This is a genomic window from Lyngbya sp. CCY1209 (assembly GCF_055795065.1).
In genome coordinates, this window is record NZ_JAYFER010000217.1 from 1 (window position 1) to 18,623 (window position 18,623).

The following is an 18,623-nucleotide window of genomic DNA, read 5'->3' on the forward strand; positions in this document are numbered from 1 at the left end:
CGGACGAATCGCGGCTGTTGCGGGGGCGGGCTTTAAAAGATGCACAAATTTGGGCGATCGGAAAAAGTTTGAGCGATTTGGACTATCAGTTTTTGGCGACTTCGGTGGAACTGGACAGAAAAGAGCTACAAAAAGTGGTGGAAGTCGAACGCGCCCGAGAAATTGAAGCCCGACTGCGACAAGAACGAAAAGTCGCCAAATTGCAGCGGTTACTTTTGGCCGTCCTCGCCGTCGGCTTTGTCGCGGCTTTGGGGATGAGCCTATTTGCCCGCCGGCAATACCGACGGGCGAGAATCAGCGAAATTATCGCCCTCGCTTCTTCTTCTCAAGGTTTATTGGCCTCCGACAATCAGTTAAAGGCGATGTTAGATGCCATCAAAGCCCGACGCCGGGTCAACGATTTGGGCGGAGTCGATCGCAACATCGAAGAACAGGTGGAAATTGCACTGACACGGGCGATTTATGGAAGCAACGAGTTCAATCAATTGATCGGCCATCAAGGTAGCGTTTTGGGTGTCGATATCAGCCCGGATGGAAAGTCGATCGCCACCGCCAGCCAAGATCGAACCGTCAAAATTTGGCGGTCTGACGGCCAATTGCTCGAAACTCTACCCCATTCGGCGACGGTTTTTCGGGTCACTTTCAGTCCGGATGGAAAGTCTTTAGTTTCCGGGAGTTTGGATGGCACGGTCAAACTGTGGAGTACCGATGGCAAACTGTTGCAAAATATCCCCGCCCACGACGCCGCCGTTTGGGGAGTGGCATTCAGTCCCGACGGCCAAACGATCGCGTCGGCCAGCAGCGATCGCACCGCCAAGTTATGGCGAAAAGATGGTCGGTTATTAACCACTTTAAAAGGACACGAACGGGCCGTTTGGAATGTCGCCTTCGATGCCACCGGTCAAATCGTCGCCTCCGCCGGGGTCGATAACGCCGTCAAACTCTGGAGCCTCGACGGCCAACTGTTGAAAACCCTGGCCGGACATGAAGCGCCGGTTTGGGATGTCGCGTTTTGCCAGAAAACCAATTTACTGGTGTCGGCCAGTTCGGATCGGACGGCGAAACTGTGGCGATTAGATGGAACTTTGCTCAGAACTTTTCGGGGACAAGAAGCCATGAGCGGCGTCGATTGCAGCGAAAATGGCCAATATATTGCCACCGGCGGTCAAGATAATGTCATCCACATTTGGCAATCCGACGGAACGTTACTCCAGATTTTAAAAAAACATCTGGTTCCGGATGTCGTCTTGAGTGCCGACGGATTGATGGTGGCTTCGGCCAGCGAAGATGGCACCGTCAAACTTTGGCGAAGCAACAAAGCGTTTTCGAGGCCACTTTACGGCCACGAGGATACGGTTTGGGATATCGCCGTGAGTCCCGACGGTCAGTTGATCGCCAGCGCCGGCGATCCGCACCTCCGACTGTGGGGGAGCGACGGGACGTTTTTGCAGGCGATCGACAGTGCACGGCGGCGGGTTCGCTCCGTCGCTTTTGCCCCCCACGAACCCACCGCGATCGTCGGTACGAATAAACCCACGGTCGAAATTTGGGATTTGGGCGATCTGGCGAAAGTCCGACCCCGACCCCTCAAAATATTGACCGAACATCAGGCTGCAGTTTTTGCGATCGCCGTCAGCCCCGACGGCCAAATTTTTGCTTCTGGCGGAGATGACAAAACGATTAAATTGTGGAGTATGGATGGCGAATTGCTGCACAGTTTTTCGGCCCACGACGGGCGGATTTGGAAATTGGCCTTCAGCCCCGACGGTCAAATTCTCGCTTCCGCCAGCGAAGATGGGACGGTGAAATTGTGGCAACCCGACGGTAAGCCCGTTGCCGAGCTCGACCGTGGAGGGGGGGCGATCTGGGGCTTGGCTTTTCATCCCCGAGGAAATTTGATGGTTTCTGCGAGTCGGGACGATACTTTGACCTTCTGGAAATTAGATGGTGGCGATGCCACTTTCATCAAGACCGTCACAGCTCGGAGTAAGGGATTGACGCGAGTCGCCTTCAGCCCGGACGGTCAAATTATCGCGACGGCCGGCCTGGATAATACGGTGAAATTGTGGGATCTAGACGGCGAGTTCCTGAACGTATTGCCCGGACATGAAGCCATCGTGACCAGTGTCACATTTACCGCCGACGGTCGCTCTTTAGTTGCCGGCGCCCACAATCAGAAGATGATTTTATGGGATTTAGAAAAAATTGAAACGCTAAACAAGCTCGAATATGCCTGCGACTGGGTGCGGGATTACCTGCGGACGAATGTTGAAGTTGAAGGGAGCGATCGCAACCTGTGTAAAAATGTCGGAAATTGAGAAAATGTGAGTTTTCAGCCCCGAGGCTCAGAAAAGATATCAAAAAAACTCAATCGAAACGGTCAAGATCTCGACCCCAATTCCGAGTCGGAACAATCCGAACAGACGAGTTCGCACAGTCGCGATAACGTCGTCACCCGTTCCCGATGAATGGGAGTAAACCACTCCACATCAATCACCATCACCTCCAACGTCCCGGCGATGGGGTCCAGACAGATCCCCGCCGCCCGGGTTTCGTCGATTTGAGTCGTCCAGCACTCCACCCCGTCGAGGCGATCGATCTGACCCCGGCGGGCCAAATCGATCAGGCGTCGGGCCTTCGGGTCGGTCTGGTGCCTGTCCGCCATCGACAGGGCGCGATCGACCCGACTTTCCAGGGGCTCCGGTTCCCATCCCTTCGCTTCGGCGAGTCGATAAATCAACCCCAGTTCAATCTCCCCAAATTTAGCGGACAACGGAAGTTCTTCCAAGGTTCCATCCGGCCCGATATAGGTTTTTGTGGATGTAGTCATCACGATCATATTTCCCTCCTGGATGAGGTGCGGTCACATCTTTCAGTGTATAAATCATCTCAGGAGTGAATGAAAAATTCAGTGATTTTTCGGATGAACTTGGGTGAGATTGGGGGCGATTTTGAGTGAGAATATGCAGATCCATCGGAGACAAAATACACCGAATCGAGGTGATCTCGATCGCCGATCCGAGTCCCGGGAAAGAACCCGCCGGCCTATATAGCGCGGTGCGCGGTCAAATCCCATCCCGTTGTTGCGCTTAAGCCACCTCAGAAGCGCCCCAGCGCAACAACAAATTGTCGTTGTTGGGCTTTAGCCCCTCGGCCACCGCCGTACCCCCCGCCAGATCTCGCCGATCCACAACACCGGGGAGGTGGCGCCGATAATCACCAGCCAATCCGTCAAAGACAGGGGAACGGTGCGGAAAATGGAGCCGCCGAACTCGACAATCAGAATTTGGCCGACCAAAATCGCCCCGGCGATCGCCACAAAGCTAGGATTTTTGAACAACTGAGACAGGGCCGAATCCGTCCCCCCAAAACACTTGGCGTTGAACAAATTCCAGAATTGCAACATCACGAAACTGGTAAAAAACAAAGACAATTCGTAGGGCGTAACCAAACCATCCCGTTGAATATAGAACAGAAAACCGACCAAAATAACCAAAAACAGAGGCGCGACGGTAAAGATACCCGTCGCCATTTCCTTGGAAATAATGAACGCTTTCGGATCGCGGGGCGGCACTTCCATCACCTGTTCGTTGGGAGGTTCCGTCGCCAAAGCCAGCGCCGCAAACGTATCCATGATCAAATTCACCCACAACAACTGCGTCACCGTGAAGGGCAAATTGATGCCGATGAACGGACCCAACAAAGCGATCGCGCAGGCCGCCACATTAATTGTCAGTTGAAACAAGATAAACTTTTGGATGTTCTGATAGAGCGATCGCCCCCACAACACCGCCTGTTTAACGCTGCGGAAGGAGTCATCCAACAAAATAATATCGCTGGCTTCCTTCGCCACAAAAGTCCCGCTCCCCATCGCCAGCCCCACCTGGGCCTGGTTGAGGGCCGCCGCGTCGTTGGTCCCGTCCCCCGTCACGGCCACCACCTCCCCCTGGGCCTGCAACAGTTGCACGATCCGCTGCTTGTCCTGGGGGCGAGCCCGGCCGATGACCCGGGCTTTTTTCAGGGCGACGGTGGCCTCGGCGTCGGAGAGTTTCCGCAGTTGGGCGCCGGTGATGTAAGCCTCCCGGGTATCATTTTCGTCGATAATGCCGATCTGACTGGCAATCTGCGCCGCCGTCAGCAAACTGTCCCCGGTGATCATCTTGATGTCGATCCCGGCCCGCTGGCACTGCCGCACCGCCTCGGGGACTTCCGGACGCACCGGATCGGCAATGGACACAAAACCCAGCCAGACGAGATCTTCGTGTTCTTCCAATTTCAGGGTGTGGCTCTCGGGGGTCGGTTCGGGGACGTAGGCAAACCCCAAGGTTCGCATTCCCTCGGCGTCGCAGTTTTTCAACTCCTGGGCGATAAATCGCAGGGTGGAGGGGTCGAGGGGGGTAATTTGTCCCTCTTTCAAATAGGAATAGCAGTGGGAGAGCAAAATTTCCGGGGCGCCCTTGACGTGCAGGATGTCGCGATCGCAACCTGGCGACCTCCCCAGGGTGGTCATGTATTTGCGATCGGGGGTAAAGGCCAGTTGGTGGCTGACGACGAAACGCTCCCGCTTCTCGATATAGTCGATCTGCTGGTCTTCCAACCACAGCAACAGGGCCGCCTCCGTGGGATTCCCGATCGCCTTCGGAAGTTCCCCCGGGTGCCGCTCCAAATGGGCCGTGCTGTTGGCCGCCATCGCTTCGACGATCAAATCCCCGGGGCGATCGGAGGCCAGACAGGGGCAGTTCACCTCCCGCACCCGCATCTGATTCAACGTCAGCGTCCCGGTTTTGTCGGAACAGATCACCGTTGCGGCGCCGATGGTTTCGCAGGCGTGCATCCGCCGCACCAGGTTATTTTGTTTCGCCATCTTCCTCATGCTGTAGGCCAAGCTGAGGGTGACGCTGAGGGCGAGTCCTTCCGGGACGGCCACCACGATCACGGCCACGGCGATCATGAAGTAGGTGAGGAACTCCCCTGCCACCTGCGCCGGAATCCAGTCCCCCGGATTGGCGGGAATCCAGCCGAGCCCGTATCCCAGTCCGACACCCGACCCGAAGGCTAACAGGCCTAGGAGGGCGGATTTGAGCCATGCGATCGCGCCGTTATTGTCCAGCCATTCCGGGGGTTCCGCGTCCCTCCCTGCCAGTTCCAAGCCGTCGTAGACGATGGGAAGCCAAACCCGGGTCAGGGTGATTAACAAACTGACCGCCAGGAAGCCGACGATGTACCACTGTCCGGCACTCAGGGGGAGTTGTCCGGTTATCGCCCCCCGCAGCACCAAGGCGATGTCGATCAAAACCGCGATCGCCAGTCCCAACACCCCGATCAGCCGGCTGAGGCGATCGAGTTGTTGATTCAGGGGGGTTTCCACCTCCGTCATCTCGGACACCGATCGCGCCGTCTGCCCGATTTCCGTGCGATCGCCCACCGCCGTCACTTCCAGGGTTCCGTGTCCGTCCGTCACCACCGTCCCCCGCAAGACGCGATCGGGGGGGTAGGCCGCATCTTCCGTTTCCTCCCCCTTCCCGACGGCGACTTTTTCCACCGCCTCCGCCTCCCCCGTCAGGTTCGCCTCGTTCACCCGCAGGGACACCGCCTCCAAAACCCGACAGTCCGCCGGAATTTCGTCCCCGAGTTCGATCAGGACGATATCCCCCACCACCAGATCTTTTTTGGGCACGGTGGTGAAACTCTCCTCCCGCATCACCTTGATGGGTACTTCGTCGTTCATGCGGTTGAGGATGTCGAATTCCTGGTTCGCTTTATATTCGTTCAAAAACGCCACGGTCGTGGCCAGGGCGATCGCCGCCACGATCCCGAAACCTTCGATATAATCCCCCTCGACGGTTCCCAGACCGATGGCGACCACCGCCGCCACGATCAAAATCCGGATCACCGGATCGTCAAATTTTTCTAAAAATTGCCGCCAAGCCGGATCGCGTTCTGGGGGGGTGAGGATGTTGTCGCCGTGGGTCTGGCGACTCACTTCCACCTCGGCGGCTGTCAATCCCGTCAAAGGATTCATTTTCTTTTGGGGGTCGTGGGTGATGGTCATTCGCAAATCTCCTGTGTTGGCCTCGGATCGCACCAATCGCCGGTGGCACGTTTCGTTCCCAGAGTTGATGCTTCTCAGGATCGATCAATACTTCGGATCGTATCTAACTCATATTTTCTCTCAGTCGGCCGGATGGCGCTCTCGGATTCCCAATTTTTCGGATATCGGACGAGATGCCCCAGCCGAAATCCTCCCCGGCCCGCCTTTTCGGACGGCTTTCAGTTGCGGAAGAACTGGATAAGTGAGAATACTCAGTTTGTTTCGGAGATAGATTCAAAAATTGAGGCAATTTTCAGCTATCATTTTAAGATAGCATAAATCGACCCAAAACCGAATTCATCCGGGTTATAAATCACCGTTATTATCCGATCTTAAATGTAAAATTTACGCCGATATTTGATTTTTTATTCCTACATGATATCCACAGTATCCCCCCACCAAACATCTATCCGATGACCGAATTTGAGCCGCCGCCGAGACCCACAAACCTCAACAACGAACTGGCAAAAGAACGCAACCGCGCCGCCGCCGAACGCACGTTGATGGCCTGGATTCGCACCTGTCTGGCCCTGATCGGATTCGGCTTCGGAATCGATCGCGTCGTCACCGTCCTCGATGCCGGAACGGGCGACAATCACATCGAACCCCTGCTGCTGTCCCGCTTTCTCGGTCTGGCTTTCATCGCTTTAGGAACCATCGCATTACTCGCCGCCTCCCTCGACCACCGCCGGGAACTCAAACGAATTCGCCGCGATGACTACCTCTACACCCCGAGAACCTCCCAAGCCCTCTCCGTCGCCGTCATTCTCGCCTTTTTAGGAGTTGTCGCATTCTTCGGAATTGTACTCGGTGCACTATTAGATTAAAACCCGTTGTTGGGATGGGAGCCCCCCAAAGCGCTGAAGCGCAACAACGTATAAAATAAAAAAAGGGGCTTCAAGCCCCGGATTTTCTTCGCTTTCGCCAAAGGTGCGATCGCGCCACTTTTCCCAATTGTTTTAAGCCAGACTGTAAATTAAGGCGGGAATAATTCCGGCGATAAACTGAAGCAGGAAAATCGCGATAATTGGAGAAAAGTCGATACCGCCCAAGGGAGGAATGAAAGAGCGGAAAACATTCAGATAGGGGTCTGTCAATTGGGGGATAACCGACAGCGGCCCCTCGTACATATTGACGTTGGGAAACCAGCTCAGGAGGATTCTAATGAAAATTAGAACCATATAAATTTGAAAGAATGTTGCAAGTGTGTTTGCCAGTAAGGCTAGTGGCCCCATTGTTGAACTCATAGGTATTACGGATTCTGGTTGCTAGTTTATAAAATTCTCCCAACAGTGTATCACATTTTGCCGAGATGTCCCGGCATCAGGACTCTTCCTGTGGTGAGGACTCCTGGGGTTCCGCCGCGATCGTGCCGTTCATCCCCCCCAGTTGCAGACGTACATCGTCGATCGCCTGATTGAGTTGGGCGATTTTATCTTCCAGGTTCAACCGGGCCGTCTCCACATTCTCCGGCGTCAGCTTATCCTCTTTATTGCGGTTCCGCTTACCCTCCAAGAGCGGTTCGCCGGAACCCTCCCCCGACCCGGACTGTCGGGAAGACAGGACGACCCCCAACACACCACCCACCAGACCCCCCAGGGTCGCCCCCAGGATCAATCCACTCGTAAATCCTTCTCGATTGCTCATTGCCTATCACCTATTACCCATTACCTATTACCTATTACCGATTCCCCATCCCCTCCCCCCGACTCCCGACTCCCAACTCCCGACTCCCACCTTATTCCCTCCCCCCGACTCCCGACTCCCAACTCCCGACTCCCGCCTTCAAGTGCCGAACGTGCGATCGCCCGCATCCCCCAACCCCGGCACGATAAACCCCCTGTCGTTGAGGCCCTCGTCGATGATCGCCGTGTAAATCCGCAGGCTGGGATACGTCTCGCTGAGGATCTGCAACGCTTGGGGTGCGGCCACCACGGAGACGATCCGCATCAGGCCGACATCGATCCCCCGCTGGGTCAATTCTTTCATCGTCGCCGCGATCGTCCCCCCGGTCGCCAGCATCGGTTCGCTGATAATCAGTCGCGTTTGGGGGTCGAACGTCTCCGGCAGTTTGTTGAGATAACAACTGACTTCCAGGGTTTCCTCGTCCCGCACCATCCCCAGGTGGTACACCGACGCCAGGGGCACCACGCTCTGAATCCCCTCCATCAGGGCCAACCCCGCCCGCAGGATCGGCACCACCACCATCGGCACTTCCGGGTTAATATAGGTTGCCGGACATTCGGTCAGGGGCGTCTGCACCGTGGCATCCACCGTGGAAAACCATTCCCGCGTCGCCTCGTAAGTCAGCCACCGCCCCAGTTCGGTCATGGCGCTCCGGAACAGGGCCGGCGGCGTGGAGACATCGCGGGCGATCGCCAGCCAGTGCTTGATCAGGGGATGGGGGGGAACGTAAACGCGCAGTTGCAAGGTCATCGAAATCGTCGCAAAATCAGTAAAAATCGGGAGTCGGGAATCGGGAGTCGGGAGCAGGGGAGGCAGGGGGGCAGAGGAGGCAGAGGAGGCAGGGGAGGCAATTTCTTCCTCCGCTCCCTCCGCTCCCTCCGCTTCCCCCACACCCTACACCCTACACCCCACACCCTAAATATCATACCCCCCCACCTCCCCCGGCAGAGTTTTAAGAAATGTTGCGAAGTAATTGACAATTATTTTTAACAACACTATAGTGATTATCAGTGTTCTCCTCTCAAAGGATCGGCAGACGGGGGCGGTTGTTCGTAACGAAACCGTTCCCGCATTTCTTATGGGGGGGGCGATCGCACCTCGGTCGCGATCGAACTGTCGCCTCTGAACTTCATGGGAACCTGGGGAAGCGTTAAACTGTAAAGTCAGGAAATTCACCGAAGAGAGTCGATCCGATGCCTGTTTCTACCCCATCCGAGTCCTTCGCCGACGAGCCCCTGCCGACCCGAGATTTTGATGCGATCGTCATCGGTTCCGGTATCGGGGGATTGGTCACGGCCACGCAACTCGCGGCCAAAGGCGCCGCCGTGCTGGTGCTCGAAAGCTACATCATCCCCGGCGGTAGTTCGGGCTACTTCGATCGCGAGGGATACCGATTCGACGTCGGGGCCTCGATGATTTTCGGGTTCGGTGACAAAGGCACCACCAACCTGCTCACCCGCGCCCTGGATGCCGTGAACGTCGAGTTGGAGACGATTCCCGACCCGGTGCAGATTCACTACCACCTGCCCGGGGGGCTGGAGGTGAGGGTCCACCGAGATTATGAGAAATTTTTGCAAGAACTGGGCGAAAAATTTCCCCACGAGCGGGGCGGAATTCGTAAGTTTTATGACGAATGTTGGCAAGTCTTCAACTGTCTCAACGCGATGGAACTCCTCTCATTGGAGGAACCGCGCTATTTGATGCGGGTTTTCTTCCAGAACCCCGGCGCCTGTTTGGGGTTAGTGCAGTATCTCCCCCAAAACGTCGGGGAAGTCGCCAAACGCCACATCAGCGACCCGGATCTTCTCAAATTCATCGATATCGAGTGCTACTGTTGGTCCGTCGTCCCCGCCGACCTGACCCCGATGATCAACGCCGGGATGGTGTTTTCCGACCGCCACTATGGCGGCATCAACTACCCGAAGGGTGGCGTGGGGCAGATCGCCCAAAAACTGGCGGACGGCTTGGAAAAAGCCGGGGGCACGATCCGATACAAGGCACGAGTCAAACGGATTGTCATCGAAAATGGTCGGGCCGTGGGGGTGGAACTGACCGACGGCAGCGTTTACAAGGCCCGCCGCGTCGTCTCCAACGCCACCCACTGGGACACCTTCGGGAAACTCCTCCCGGCCGAGATGATGCCAACCTCGGAGAAGAAATGGCGGAAACGCTATCAGAAATCCCCCAGTTTTTTGAGCCTGCATTTGGGGGTGGAGGCGTCCGTACTGCCGCCGGGAACGGAATGCCACCACATCGTTTTAGAAGATTGGGAGAAAATGGAGGAACCGGAGGGGACAATTTTCGTGTCAATTCCCACCCTCCTCGACCCGGATTTAGCGCCGGAAGGATACCACATCATCCACACCTTTACCCCCAGTTGGATCGACGACTGGAAAAATCTTTCGGCATCGGAATATGAGGAAAAGAAAGAAGAGGCGGCTGGTCGAATTATCGATCGCCTGGAAACGATTTTCCCCGGTTTAGATGCGGGTTTGGACTATATGGAAGTGGGCACGGCGCGATCGCACCGCCGCTTTCTCAACCGGGAAGATGGCACCTACGGACCGATTCCCCGGCGGCAGTTGCGGGGACTGTTGGGAATGCCCTTCAACCGGACGGCGATTCCGGGTTTGTACTGCGTCGGAGACAGCACGTTTCCGGGACAGGGACTCAATGCGGTGGCGTTTTCGGGGTTCGCCTGCGCTCATCGGATCGCGGTGGATTTGGGGTTGAAATGAGGGATTGGGGTTCTCGGTTTTGCTGAAGAACCTCCTTTTAAAAAGAACCACAGAGACACAGAGGACACAGAGAGGAATTGACAAGCCGTTTCCGATTACATTTGTCAATTGTAGGGTGCGTTCCCGACTCTCACCTCCCGATTTGAGCGATGATGGGTGATTGGGAACGCACCCTGCACTGAGTTTATGCGGTCGTGGTCGCTTCGTAGCGGCTGGTCAACTTGTCGAGTTGTTTCACCAACAAGCTGAGGAACAGCCCCACGTCCGTCACCACGCCGGTGGACTCCACCGAACCGCGATCGCTCAGTTTCGTCACCACGGCGGGGTTGATGTCCACGCAGACCATTTTCACCCCCGATGGCGTCATGTTGCCCACGCCGATGGAATGCAGCATGGTGGACAGCATCAGGATCATATCTGCACCCGCAATCAACTCGCTGTAGTGCTGTTGGGCTTTGATCAGGTCCATTTCGGTGTCCGGCAGGGGGCCGTCATCCCGGATCGATCCCGCCAGGGAGAAGGGGACATCATTGCGGACGCACTCGTACATGATGCCGCTGGTGATGATTCCCTGTTCTACCGCATTGGCGATACTGCCGCAGCGACGGATGGCGTTGATCACCTTCAAATGGTGGCGGTGTCCGCCCTTGACGGCGACGCCCTGTTTCATGTCCACGCCGAGGGAGGTGCCCATTACCGACTGTTCGATATCGTGGACGGCGATCGCATTTCCCCCCAACAGGGCTTGGATGTAGCCCTCGCGGATCAGGTGTCCGAGGTGTTGGGAACCGCCGGTATGGATCACCACCGGGCCGGCCGTTACCACAACTTTACCACCCCGATCGCGGATGCGGCGCATTTCCCAGGCCACCTGTTCCACGATCAACTCAACCCGGCGTTCGCTGGAAACCCCCGCCGACATGAAGCTGAATTCCTGGCTGTTGCGCTGTTCGCGGGACTCGGTTTTGCGGACGGTACGGATGCCGAAGACATCCACGACCACTTTTTCGCCCACTTCCAGATCTCGCAGCAACTTGCAGCGGGCGATCGGGCCGTCGGGTCCCTCGGTAACGGCGATCGCGGCGTCCATGCGCTGGTTCTGGACCCTCACCCACTCGCCACCGATCCGCACTTGGGTGGGATAGATGGTGGTGACATAGAAATCGTCGGGGCTGACGCCGTGCTGGTGGACGAGTTCGAGTTTGGCATCTTGGACATCCTCTTCCAGGGATACCGCCCCGATGTCAATTAATTGACTCATAATCTCTTCCATCACCTCGTGGGAGGGGGCCGAGATTCTAATTTGGGCCGAGGAGGTGCTTTGGCGTTGTTCTCCCAAATTGAAATTCTGTACCTGGAAGCTGCCGCCGCCTTCGACGACCAAATCTAAGGCCCGATTGATCAGGCCCGCATCTAATAAGTGGCCTTGCAGGCAAACCGTCCGGCTTTCGAGTTGAGTCGCGGCGTGGCGATCTTCGAGGATGGGTTCTGTTACCCGCAGGGTGAGGCATTTTGCCGCCCCCCCCGCTTTCAGGAATTCCGTCAGCGGCGTCTCAATGACGTTGAAGCCGACTTCGGACAACCGCGCTTTCAGGTTGTCGCTGGCTTTGTTCATGATCACCGTCTGGTTGATGTTGACGGCGTTGCAAGCGAAATTGACCGCATCCGGTTCGTCGATCGCGATCCGCTTGTGTTCGGGGATTCGCATTTCGATCAGGCGGTTGGAGTAGGAGTCGAAGGCGGGGGGGTAGTACAGCAAATACCCGCCGGTGAGGGGACAGAAGCAGGTGTCGAGGTGGTAGAAGCGATCGTCCATCAGCCGCAGGGAGAGCACTTCGATATCCAGCCATTCCGCCAGTAGGGGGTGGGAGTCGAGTTCCGAACGGAAGCCGTATCCCGCCCACAGATAGCGCCCTTCGCGATCTAATAGGGCATCCCCGGCGCCTTCAAAGGGCAGGTCCTTGGGGAGTTCGTGAACCGTGAACCCCTGGCTTTCAAACCAGGCTTTGAAGTGGGGTTCTTCTCCCTGGCGTTCCTTGTGGTAGAAGCGACTCAGGACCACGGTTTTATCCAACACCAGTCCGGCGTTGGCGGTGAAAACCATGTCGGGCCAGCCTTTCTGGGGATCGACGCGATCGACGATCGCATGATCTTTGATAACGTGGTAGAGTTTCTGCCACTGTTCGACGGCGCGATCGGAGGAGGATTTGTGAATGTTCCCCTCCATCCACGGGTTGATCACATAGTCCACGTCGTAGTGGTCGGGGGAGCACATGAGAAAGCGAATCGGATCAGTCATAATTGAAGTTAAAAATTGATGTAGACGCTACAGATGCCGGAGACGGAGATTCGGATCGCCGAATGGCAAAACCCACCCCTACAGCCGAGAAGTGGGATATTTCAGTCTAACCAAGCCAACATATTATCTTACCACGGCGGGACACTTTGCCGGATGCGACGGAAAATGAAACGCCCGGTTCTGAGGGTTGAGGACATATCAGGATTTGGCGGCTTTTGAGAGCGATCGCATCTGATTGGAGTGACACCTTATGCTAGAAACAGTCAAAATCGAAGGTTTTCGCTGCTTTCGCACATTTGAATTAAAGAAATTGGGCCGATTGAATTTGCTGGTCGGTACGAATAACAGTGGCAAAACATCGATATTGGAAGCCATTCAAATCCTTTGTTCTCGGACGAATCTAGAACCCCTCGCCCAAGCCATGAGCGATCGGGGAGAGTATTTTATCAGCGAAGAACAGGGAAGGGGACGAGAATTTGATATTCGACATTTATTCAACGGACACGAAATCAATTGTAAAAAAGATTGAATTTTGATTGATATTTTGATAAAATATAGAGTCGTCATAAATAACAATAAAAGATGAGTTATTCCGTGTTAGATCTATTTTCGGGTGCGGGTGGATTTAGTTTGGGTTTTCAGTGGGCCGGTGCCGAGATAGTTGGTGCGATCGAAAGCGATCGCTGGGCTGGCGAGACATTTCAGTTTAATCATCCGAATGCCGCGATCGCGCAAGGTGACATTGCCACAATTACGAAAGCACCTCTGCCAGTACAATCAAATTGGCAATGCCGTCCCGCCGTTGATGGCAAAAGCGATCGCGGAAAATATCCTGAATCAGTTGTGAGTCAATATGTTCGTCCACGGGAATAATATCAGTCAAAAAGAAAACCATCGAACCAAATATAGAAAAGTTTGAGTTGTCGCACCGGTTCGGGAATCATTAATTCGCCGGTTTCTTCCAAGTTAACGGTGTATTCTTTGGGCAAATTAGACATGGGTATATAATCCGAATAAGATACTGTTAAATTTCCATTATTGGCGACGGTCGCAATTCAATATAAAAATTGTAGCAATATTGAAGCCAATTTTGATTTTCTTGATGAATTATTTTGCGTTCGCTTCGCCTTGCAGTTATTCCAAAAATATGATAGAATGATAAATGTCTTCTCGACGATCTAGGGGATTCAGCCCAAAAGTCATAAATTTTAAAGAGAATCACTTTAAATAATTTAACTTTAATTCAGTTAAAACTATGAAAATAATCCAAACAAAAGCGACCCTAAAAAACGGAGAATTGTTTCTCAATAAAGCCATTGATGACCTCCCGCAAGATGAGCGGGAGGTTGAAGTTGTGATTCTTTTTAAAGAACCGCACGAAGAAGCTGATTTTGACCGAGTGAGGGCGGAAATGCAAGCCGGGTTTAAAGAAGCGGGCATCGAAACTCGCGAACAAGTTTTGGAACTCATCCGAGATGTCAAGCAAGAAATGTTTCGAGAACGGCGGTAATGCAGCGAATCTTTTTAGATACAAATGTTTATATTCTGGCTCAATTAAATCCCCGTTCCAATGAAGAAGCAATTCTCAGAAAATTGGGATTTTATGATGCTCAACGACGGTCTTCCATTCAAGTTATTATATCCCAAGAACTGATCGAGCAAATTTTACGAGTCTGCAAGAGAATTCAGAATAAAGACTGGGGGGCGAAAATCGTCGATCAAATTTGGCAGAACCTCAACTGCTTGTTTGTCCCCGAAACTGAGGACTTAAAAGCAGAAGCAGAGCAAATTTTGACCGATCAGTTAATCCCAACCGAAGATATTTTTATTTACCTGACGGCAAAGTACGGACAAGCCGACTGTTTTGTTTCGGCCAATCGAAAATTAATTCAAACCATTGCCGACTTTCCCTGTTTCACGCCCGAGGATTTTGTACAGCACTTTCTGACGATTTAAGCAAACTCATTTCTGCTAAACCTGAACCTCCTCCAGGGCACCCTGCATTGTATCCAGCCATTCAATTAAAGATTCGAGCTGTCTTGCCGCCGTCGAAATACCCAAGCCGCGCACTCTCACTTTACCCCGGCCGTACACGAAGCGCGATCGCAAATGTTCCGGTAAATTTTGTTCCAATAACTTCCATGCCGGTTCCTCCATCGGCGTCTCCAAAGCGATATCGCGATCGCCCTCCGGTTTGATACGAGAAAAGCCCAACTTTTTGGCGATCTGTTTCAACTCCATCACCCGAATTAACTGCTTGGCGGGGGTAGGAATTGGGCCGTAGCGATCGCCCCAATCTTCCTCGATCCGACTCAATTCTTCGCGATCGTGACAGGACGCCACCGATCGATAGGCGCTCATTTTCTGATCCAAATCGGGGATATAATCAGAAGGGATAAACGCCGTCAACCGCAGGTCGATTTGGGTGTCGTCCACCTGGGGAATCTCCTGTCCGCGAACCTCCCGGATCGCCTCTTCCAGCATTTCGGTATACAGATCGAAACCGATCGCCTCCATCTGACCCGACTGCTGCGCCCCCAGGATATCACCCGCCCCGCGAATTTCCAAATCCCGCATCGCCAACTGATAACCCGAACCCAACTGGGTGAACTCCTGCAGAGCCCGCAGCCGCTTTCTGGCATCCTCCGTCAAAGCCGCCCTCCCGTCCGCCCCGATGGGGTAAAATAGCCATGCGTGGGCCTGTACCCCCGCCCGTCCGACGCGGCCCCGCAGTTGGTACAATTGTGCTAAACCGAACTTTTGGGCATCTTCAATTAAAATCGTATTCACCCTCGGAATATCCAGTCCCGATTCGATAATTGTGGTACAAACTAATATATCCGCTTCCCCGGCGCCGAATGTCAGCATAATTGACTCCAATTCTCCGGCGTCCATCTGTCCGTGGGCGATCGCCAATCTCGCACTCGGAACCATCTCCCGAATTAGGGCCGATTTCTCCTCGATTCCCTCGATGCGGGGCACCACATAAAACACCTGCCCCCCCCGATCTAACTCCTGACGAATAGCCGTGCGGATGGTTTCGGGATTGTAGGGAGATAAATGGGTTTGGATGGGACGGCGGGAGGGTGGCGGAGTCGTAATTAAGCTCATTTCCCTAATTCCCGAAAGTGCCATATATAGCGTTCTGGGAATGGGTGTCGCAGTCAATGTTAACACATCTAAATGAGTTTTTAACGCCTTAATTTTCTCTTTTTGATTTACTCCAAAACGCTGTTCTTCATCAACGACCAATAATCCCAAATTTTTGAATTGGACAGTTTTTCCGAGGAGAGAATGGGTCCCGACGATGATATCAATTTCCCCGGTTGCCAGTCGTTGTTGAATGTCTTTCCGTTCCGACGCAGAACGGAAGCGGTTGAGGAGTCCGATTTCGATGGGGTAGGGGGCGAAGCGCTCTTTTAAGGTGTGGTAATGTTGCTGGGTGAGGATGGTCGTCGGGGCGAGAAATGCCACCTGTTTTCCAGCGGTGACGGCTTTAAAAATTGCCCGGATTGCGACTTCGGTTTTCCCGAATCCCACATCACCACAAACGAGACGATCCATCGGCCGATCGCTCTCCATGTCCCGTTTCACATCCTGGGTGCACTTCAACTGGTCCGGCGTGGGTTTGTAGGGAAAAGAATCTTCCATTTCCTGCTGCCAGGGCATATCGGGGGGGTAGCTGAATCCGGTCTGCTGCGATCGCTGGGCGTACAGTTTCAGCAAATCCACCGCCAATTTCTTAATAGATTTCCGGACTCTTTCCCTTGTTTTATCCCAGGTTTTTCCAGTTAATTTATTGAGGCGGGGAACCTTGCCGCCGGTACTGCGAAATCGCGATAACGTACCCACCTGGTCGGCGGCGACTCGCAGGGTGCCGTCGGCGTATTGTAAAACGAGATAATCCCGGGTTTCTTGGTTGATGGTGAGGCTTTCGAGTTTCACAAATTTGCCGATGCCGTGCTGCCGGTGGACGACGTAATCTCCCGGTTGCAGCTTGTTGGGATCGACCTGTTTGGATGCCGCGCGGCGACGTTTGCGGATGTAGCTGGGGGTGGCGAGGGCGTGTTGGCCGAAAAATTCGTGATCGGTGACGATCGCCAACCGGAATGTCGGCAGGACGAAGCCTTCGAGTTCGGCGAGCCCGGTGTATTTGAGGGCGACGGGGGTGTTGCGGCTCAGGGATTCGATCGCCGGGTAATCTCGCGGGTTGGGGACGAATTTGGAGGGGCAGTCGTGTTCTGATAATAGGGCGACGGAGCGGCTGGGTTGGGCGGATATCAGAAAAATGGTGAACTGGCGTTTGCGTTCTTCGCGGATCAGGTCGGCCAGTTTCCCGAACTGGTGGGGGGTGACGGGGAGGGGGCGGCTGGCAAGGTTCAGCGACGCAGAATCGGCCGGGACGGTGGGGGATTTGTAGTCGGCGAGTTCGCTGAGGTAAAGGCGATCGAAGCGGCGTTCCAGGGCCGCCAAGGACTCGGAGAATGGACGGTGGAGTTGGGGTAGGTGTAGGTCGAGTCCGTCCCCCAGGGGCCACCGGCTTTGTCCACTTTGCCACTGTTCGTGGATGTGCTCGAACCAGCGATCGCCGTGTCCCGCACATTGATCGGGTTCGTCGATAGCGACTAAAGTCAATTCCGGCAAATAATCCAAAAGGGAGGCGGGATTTTCAAAAGCTAACCCTAATAGGTGGGAAATGCCGGCCTGGGTGAGTTGGTCGGAAATGCGATCGCTTTTGAGGGTTTCTAAGGTTTCTTCGGATAGGGTTAAATTCGCCTCGATGATGGGGTCGAAATTGGTGGGGGTGAGGGTGAGGCTCTCGATGCGATCGAGCGATCGCTGGGTGACGGGATCGAATTCCCGCAGGCGTTCGAGTTCGTCCCCGAACCACTCCAGGCGGACGGGCAATTCCGACGCCACGGGGAAGACATCCACGATGTCCCCCCGGCGACTCCACTGGCCCTCAGTTTCCACCAGGGCCACCCGTTCGTATCCCAACCGGGCGAATTTCTCGTCGATGGTTTTGGAGTTCCAGGACAACCCCGGCGTCAGGGTGAGGCAGTAGGGGCGGAAATGCTCCACGGGGGGGAGATGGGGCTGCAGCGATCGCTCCGTGGCCACCACCGCGACGGGGGCGGCATCTCCCCCGCGGCGTTCCACCAGGTCAGCCAAAACCTGCATTTTTCCCCAGGTCATCTCCTCGGAGTAGGCGGGTTCGTAGGGGGACGCCTCGGAGGTGGGGTAAAAGTGGACGGCCTGCCATCCCATCGTCTCCAACTGGGCTCCCCAGCGGCCGGCCTCTTCCAGGGTTGCCGTCACCACCAACAGGCTCAACCGGGCTTCCTGAGCCAACGCCGAGGCGACCAGTCCTTTGGGGAGGCGGGGGACGCCGTTCAGGTACAGGGATTGCTGTTTGTTCAGTTTGGTCAGCAACTCGGCCGTCAGAGGCGATCGCCCCAACGCCCGAACGACAGCGGAAAAGGTCATAGGTGGCTCGGGATCTGACAAGGACTGATATACCATTCTAGCGGTTCGGGGGACGGCGTTTGTCAAGGTGGTGCGATCGGTGTAGCACAGGCATCCTGCCTGTGAGAGGTAGCAATGGGTTTCTGAGAGATATCGGTGAGAAGTAGAAACCGGGTTTCTAGGAAACAATTCGGTGAGGACAGAAACACTCTGATAGAAACCCGGTTTCTTGGCAATCTGAGGTGGGAACGGACAGCAGTACAGTAGTCCAGTAGGGTGGGTTAGGCGCGGCCGTAATTTTTCGGAAAAACCCACAACTTTTCATCCGCGCCGTAACCCACCA

The 18,623-nt window shown here is 54.8% G+C and carries 15 protein-coding genes; 7 read left to right on the plus strand and 8 right to left on the minus strand.

The window, feature by feature from the left end; translation table 11 throughout:
- Positions 1-2,318: WD40 repeat domain-containing protein (locus AC0QHF_RS04510; protein WP_324702989.1), on the plus strand; the 2,318-nt coding region annotated here is incomplete at its 5' end.
- 62 nt (positions 2,319-2,380) lie between these two features.
- On the opposite strand, the gene AC0QHF_RS04515 is transcribed toward AC0QHF_RS04510, so the two are convergent.
- Positions 2,381-2,830: a hypothetical protein gene (locus AC0QHF_RS04515; RefSeq protein ID WP_324702990.1), complete on the minus strand. Its 450-nt coding sequence runs from the start codon at positions 2,828-2,830 to the stop codon at positions 2,381-2,383.
- Positions 2,831-3,142: 312 nt separating this feature from the next.
- Positions 3,143-6,052 (minus strand): calcium-translocating P-type ATPase, PMCA-type, encoded by a 2,910-nt coding sequence (locus AC0QHF_RS04520; RefSeq protein WP_324702991.1) that lies wholly within the window; start codon positions 6,050-6,052, stop codon positions 3,143-3,145.
- 452 nt (positions 6,053-6,504) lie between these two features.
- Between AC0QHF_RS04520 and AC0QHF_RS04525 the strand changes: the two genes are divergently transcribed.
- Positions 6,505-6,918: a YidH family protein gene (locus tag AC0QHF_RS04525; RefSeq protein ID WP_324702992.1), complete on the plus strand. Its 414-nt coding sequence runs from the start codon at positions 6,505-6,507 to the stop codon at positions 6,916-6,918.
- A gap of 132 nt (positions 6,919-7,050) precedes the next feature.
- Here AC0QHF_RS04525 and AC0QHF_RS04530 read toward each other — a convergent pair whose 3' ends face one another.
- The 3 genes from AC0QHF_RS04530 to upp all read right to left on the minus strand — a co-directional run bounded on the left by AC0QHF_RS04530 (position 7,051) and on the right by upp (position 8,527).
- Positions 7,051-7,338 (minus strand): YggT family protein, encoded by a 288-nt coding sequence (locus AC0QHF_RS04530; protein WP_324702993.1) that lies wholly within the window; start codon positions 7,336-7,338, stop codon positions 7,051-7,053.
- 76 nt (positions 7,339-7,414) lie between these two features.
- Positions 7,415-7,738 (minus strand): ssl2009 family thylakoid membrane protein, encoded by a 324-nt coding sequence (locus tag AC0QHF_RS04535; protein WP_324702994.1) that lies wholly within the window; start codon positions 7,736-7,738, stop codon positions 7,415-7,417.
- Between the two features lie 138 nt (positions 7,739-7,876).
- Positions 7,877-8,527, minus strand: a complete 651-nt coding sequence (upp, locus tag AC0QHF_RS04540; protein WP_324702995.1) for a uracil phosphoribosyltransferase — start codon at positions 8,525-8,527, stop codon at positions 7,877-7,879.
- 443 nt (positions 8,528-8,970) lie between these two features.
- Here upp and crtH point away from each other — a divergent pair, with 443 nt between their 5' ends.
- Entirely contained in the window at positions 8,971-10,515 is a 1,545-nt protein-coding gene (crtH, locus tag AC0QHF_RS04545) for a carotenoid isomerase (protein ID WP_324702996.1), read from the plus strand.
- A gap of 184 nt (positions 10,516-10,699) precedes the next feature.
- Here crtH and argZ read toward each other — a convergent pair whose 3' ends face one another.
- On the minus strand, positions 10,700-12,814 hold the full coding sequence (argZ, locus tag AC0QHF_RS04550; protein WP_324702997.1) for a bifunctional arginine dihydrolase/ornithine cyclodeaminase: 2,115 nt from the start codon (positions 12,812-12,814) through the stop codon (positions 10,700-10,702).
- 250 nt (positions 12,815-13,064) lie between these two features.
- Here argZ and AC0QHF_RS04555 point away from each other — a divergent pair, with 250 nt between their 5' ends.
- A complete protein-coding gene (locus tag AC0QHF_RS04555; RefSeq protein WP_324702998.1) occupies positions 13,065-13,343 on the plus strand; it encodes an AAA family ATPase in 279 nt (92 codons plus the stop codon).
- A gap of 53 nt (positions 13,344-13,396) precedes the next feature.
- Positions 13,397-13,687, plus strand: coding sequence for a DNA cytosine methyltransferase (locus AC0QHF_RS04560; protein WP_324702999.1), 291 nt, complete (start codon positions 13,397-13,399; stop codon positions 13,685-13,687).
- A 2-nt stretch (positions 13,688-13,689) separates the two neighbouring features.
- Here the strand turns inward: AC0QHF_RS04560 and AC0QHF_RS04565 are convergent, their stop codons facing one another.
- The gene (locus AC0QHF_RS04565; RefSeq protein ID WP_324703000.1) at positions 13,690-13,812 is read right to left on the minus strand and encodes a hypothetical protein; all 123 of its coding nucleotides are present in this window, start codon (positions 13,810-13,812) and stop codon (positions 13,690-13,692) included.
- 257 nt (positions 13,813-14,069) lie between these two features.
- Here AC0QHF_RS04565 and AC0QHF_RS04570 point away from each other — a divergent pair, with 257 nt between their 5' ends.
- Both AC0QHF_RS04570 and AC0QHF_RS04575 read left to right on the plus strand, forming a co-directional pair.
- Positions 14,070-14,324: a hypothetical protein gene (locus tag AC0QHF_RS04570; protein ID WP_324703001.1), complete on the plus strand. Its 255-nt coding sequence runs from the start codon at positions 14,070-14,072 to the stop codon at positions 14,322-14,324.
- Entirely contained in the window at positions 14,324-14,770 is a 447-nt protein-coding gene (locus tag AC0QHF_RS04575; RefSeq protein ID WP_324703002.1) for a PIN domain-containing protein, read from the plus strand. Before AC0QHF_RS04570 ends, AC0QHF_RS04575 begins: the two co-directional genes overlap by 1 nt.
- Before the next feature lie 15 nt (positions 14,771-14,785).
- On the opposite strand, the gene mfd is transcribed toward AC0QHF_RS04575, so the two are convergent.
- A complete protein-coding gene (gene mfd / locus AC0QHF_RS04580) occupies positions 14,786-18,301 on the minus strand; it encodes a transcription-repair coupling factor (RefSeq protein ID WP_324703003.1) in 3,516 nt (1,171 codons plus the stop codon).
- Between the last annotated feature and the right edge of the window lie 322 nt (positions 18,302-18,623).

Coding starts and splice junctions, on each gene's coding strand:
- AC0QHF_RS04515 (WP_324702990.1), bottom strand. CDS start 2,830: ATGACTACATCCACAAAAACCTATATCGGGCCGGATGGAACCTTGGAA.
- AC0QHF_RS04520 (WP_324702991.1), bottom strand. CDS start 6,052: ATGACCATCACCCACGACCCCCAAAAGAAAATGAATCCTTTGACGGGA.
- AC0QHF_RS04525 (WP_324702992.1), top strand. CDS start 6,505: ATGACCGAATTTGAGCCGCCGCCGAGACCCACAAACCTCAACAACGAA.
- AC0QHF_RS04530 (WP_324702993.1), bottom strand. CDS start 7,338: ATGAGTTCAACAATGGGGCCACTAGCCTTACTGGCAAACACACTTGCA.
- AC0QHF_RS04535 (WP_324702994.1), bottom strand. CDS start 7,738: ATGAGCAATCGAGAAGGATTTACGAGTGGATTGATCCTGGGGGCGACC.
- upp (WP_324702995.1), bottom strand. CDS start 8,527: ATGACCTTGCAACTGCGCGTTTACGTTCCCCCCCATCCCCTGATCAAG.
- crtH (WP_324702996.1), top strand. CDS start 8,971: ATGCCTGTTTCTACCCCATCCGAGTCCTTCGCCGACGAGCCCCTGCCG.
- argZ (WP_324702997.1), bottom strand. CDS start 12,814: ATGACTGATCCGATTCGCTTTCTCATGTGCTCCCCCGACCACTACGAC.
- AC0QHF_RS04555 (WP_324702998.1), top strand. CDS start 13,065: ATGCTAGAAACAGTCAAAATCGAAGGTTTTCGCTGCTTTCGCACATTT.
- AC0QHF_RS04560 (WP_324702999.1), top strand. CDS start 13,397: ATGAGTTATTCCGTGTTAGATCTATTTTCGGGTGCGGGTGGATTTAGT.
- AC0QHF_RS04565 (WP_324703000.1), bottom strand. CDS start 13,812: ATGTCTAATTTGCCCAAAGAATACACCGTTAACTTGGAAGAAACCGGC.
- AC0QHF_RS04570 (WP_324703001.1), top strand. CDS start 14,070: ATGAAAATAATCCAAACAAAAGCGACCCTAAAAAACGGAGAATTGTTT.
- AC0QHF_RS04575 (WP_324703002.1), top strand. CDS start 14,324: ATGCAGCGAATCTTTTTAGATACAAATGTTTATATTCTGGCTCAATTA.
- mfd (WP_324703003.1), bottom strand. CDS start 18,301: ATGACCTTTTCCGCTGTCGTTCGGGCGTTGGGGCGATCGCCTCTGACG.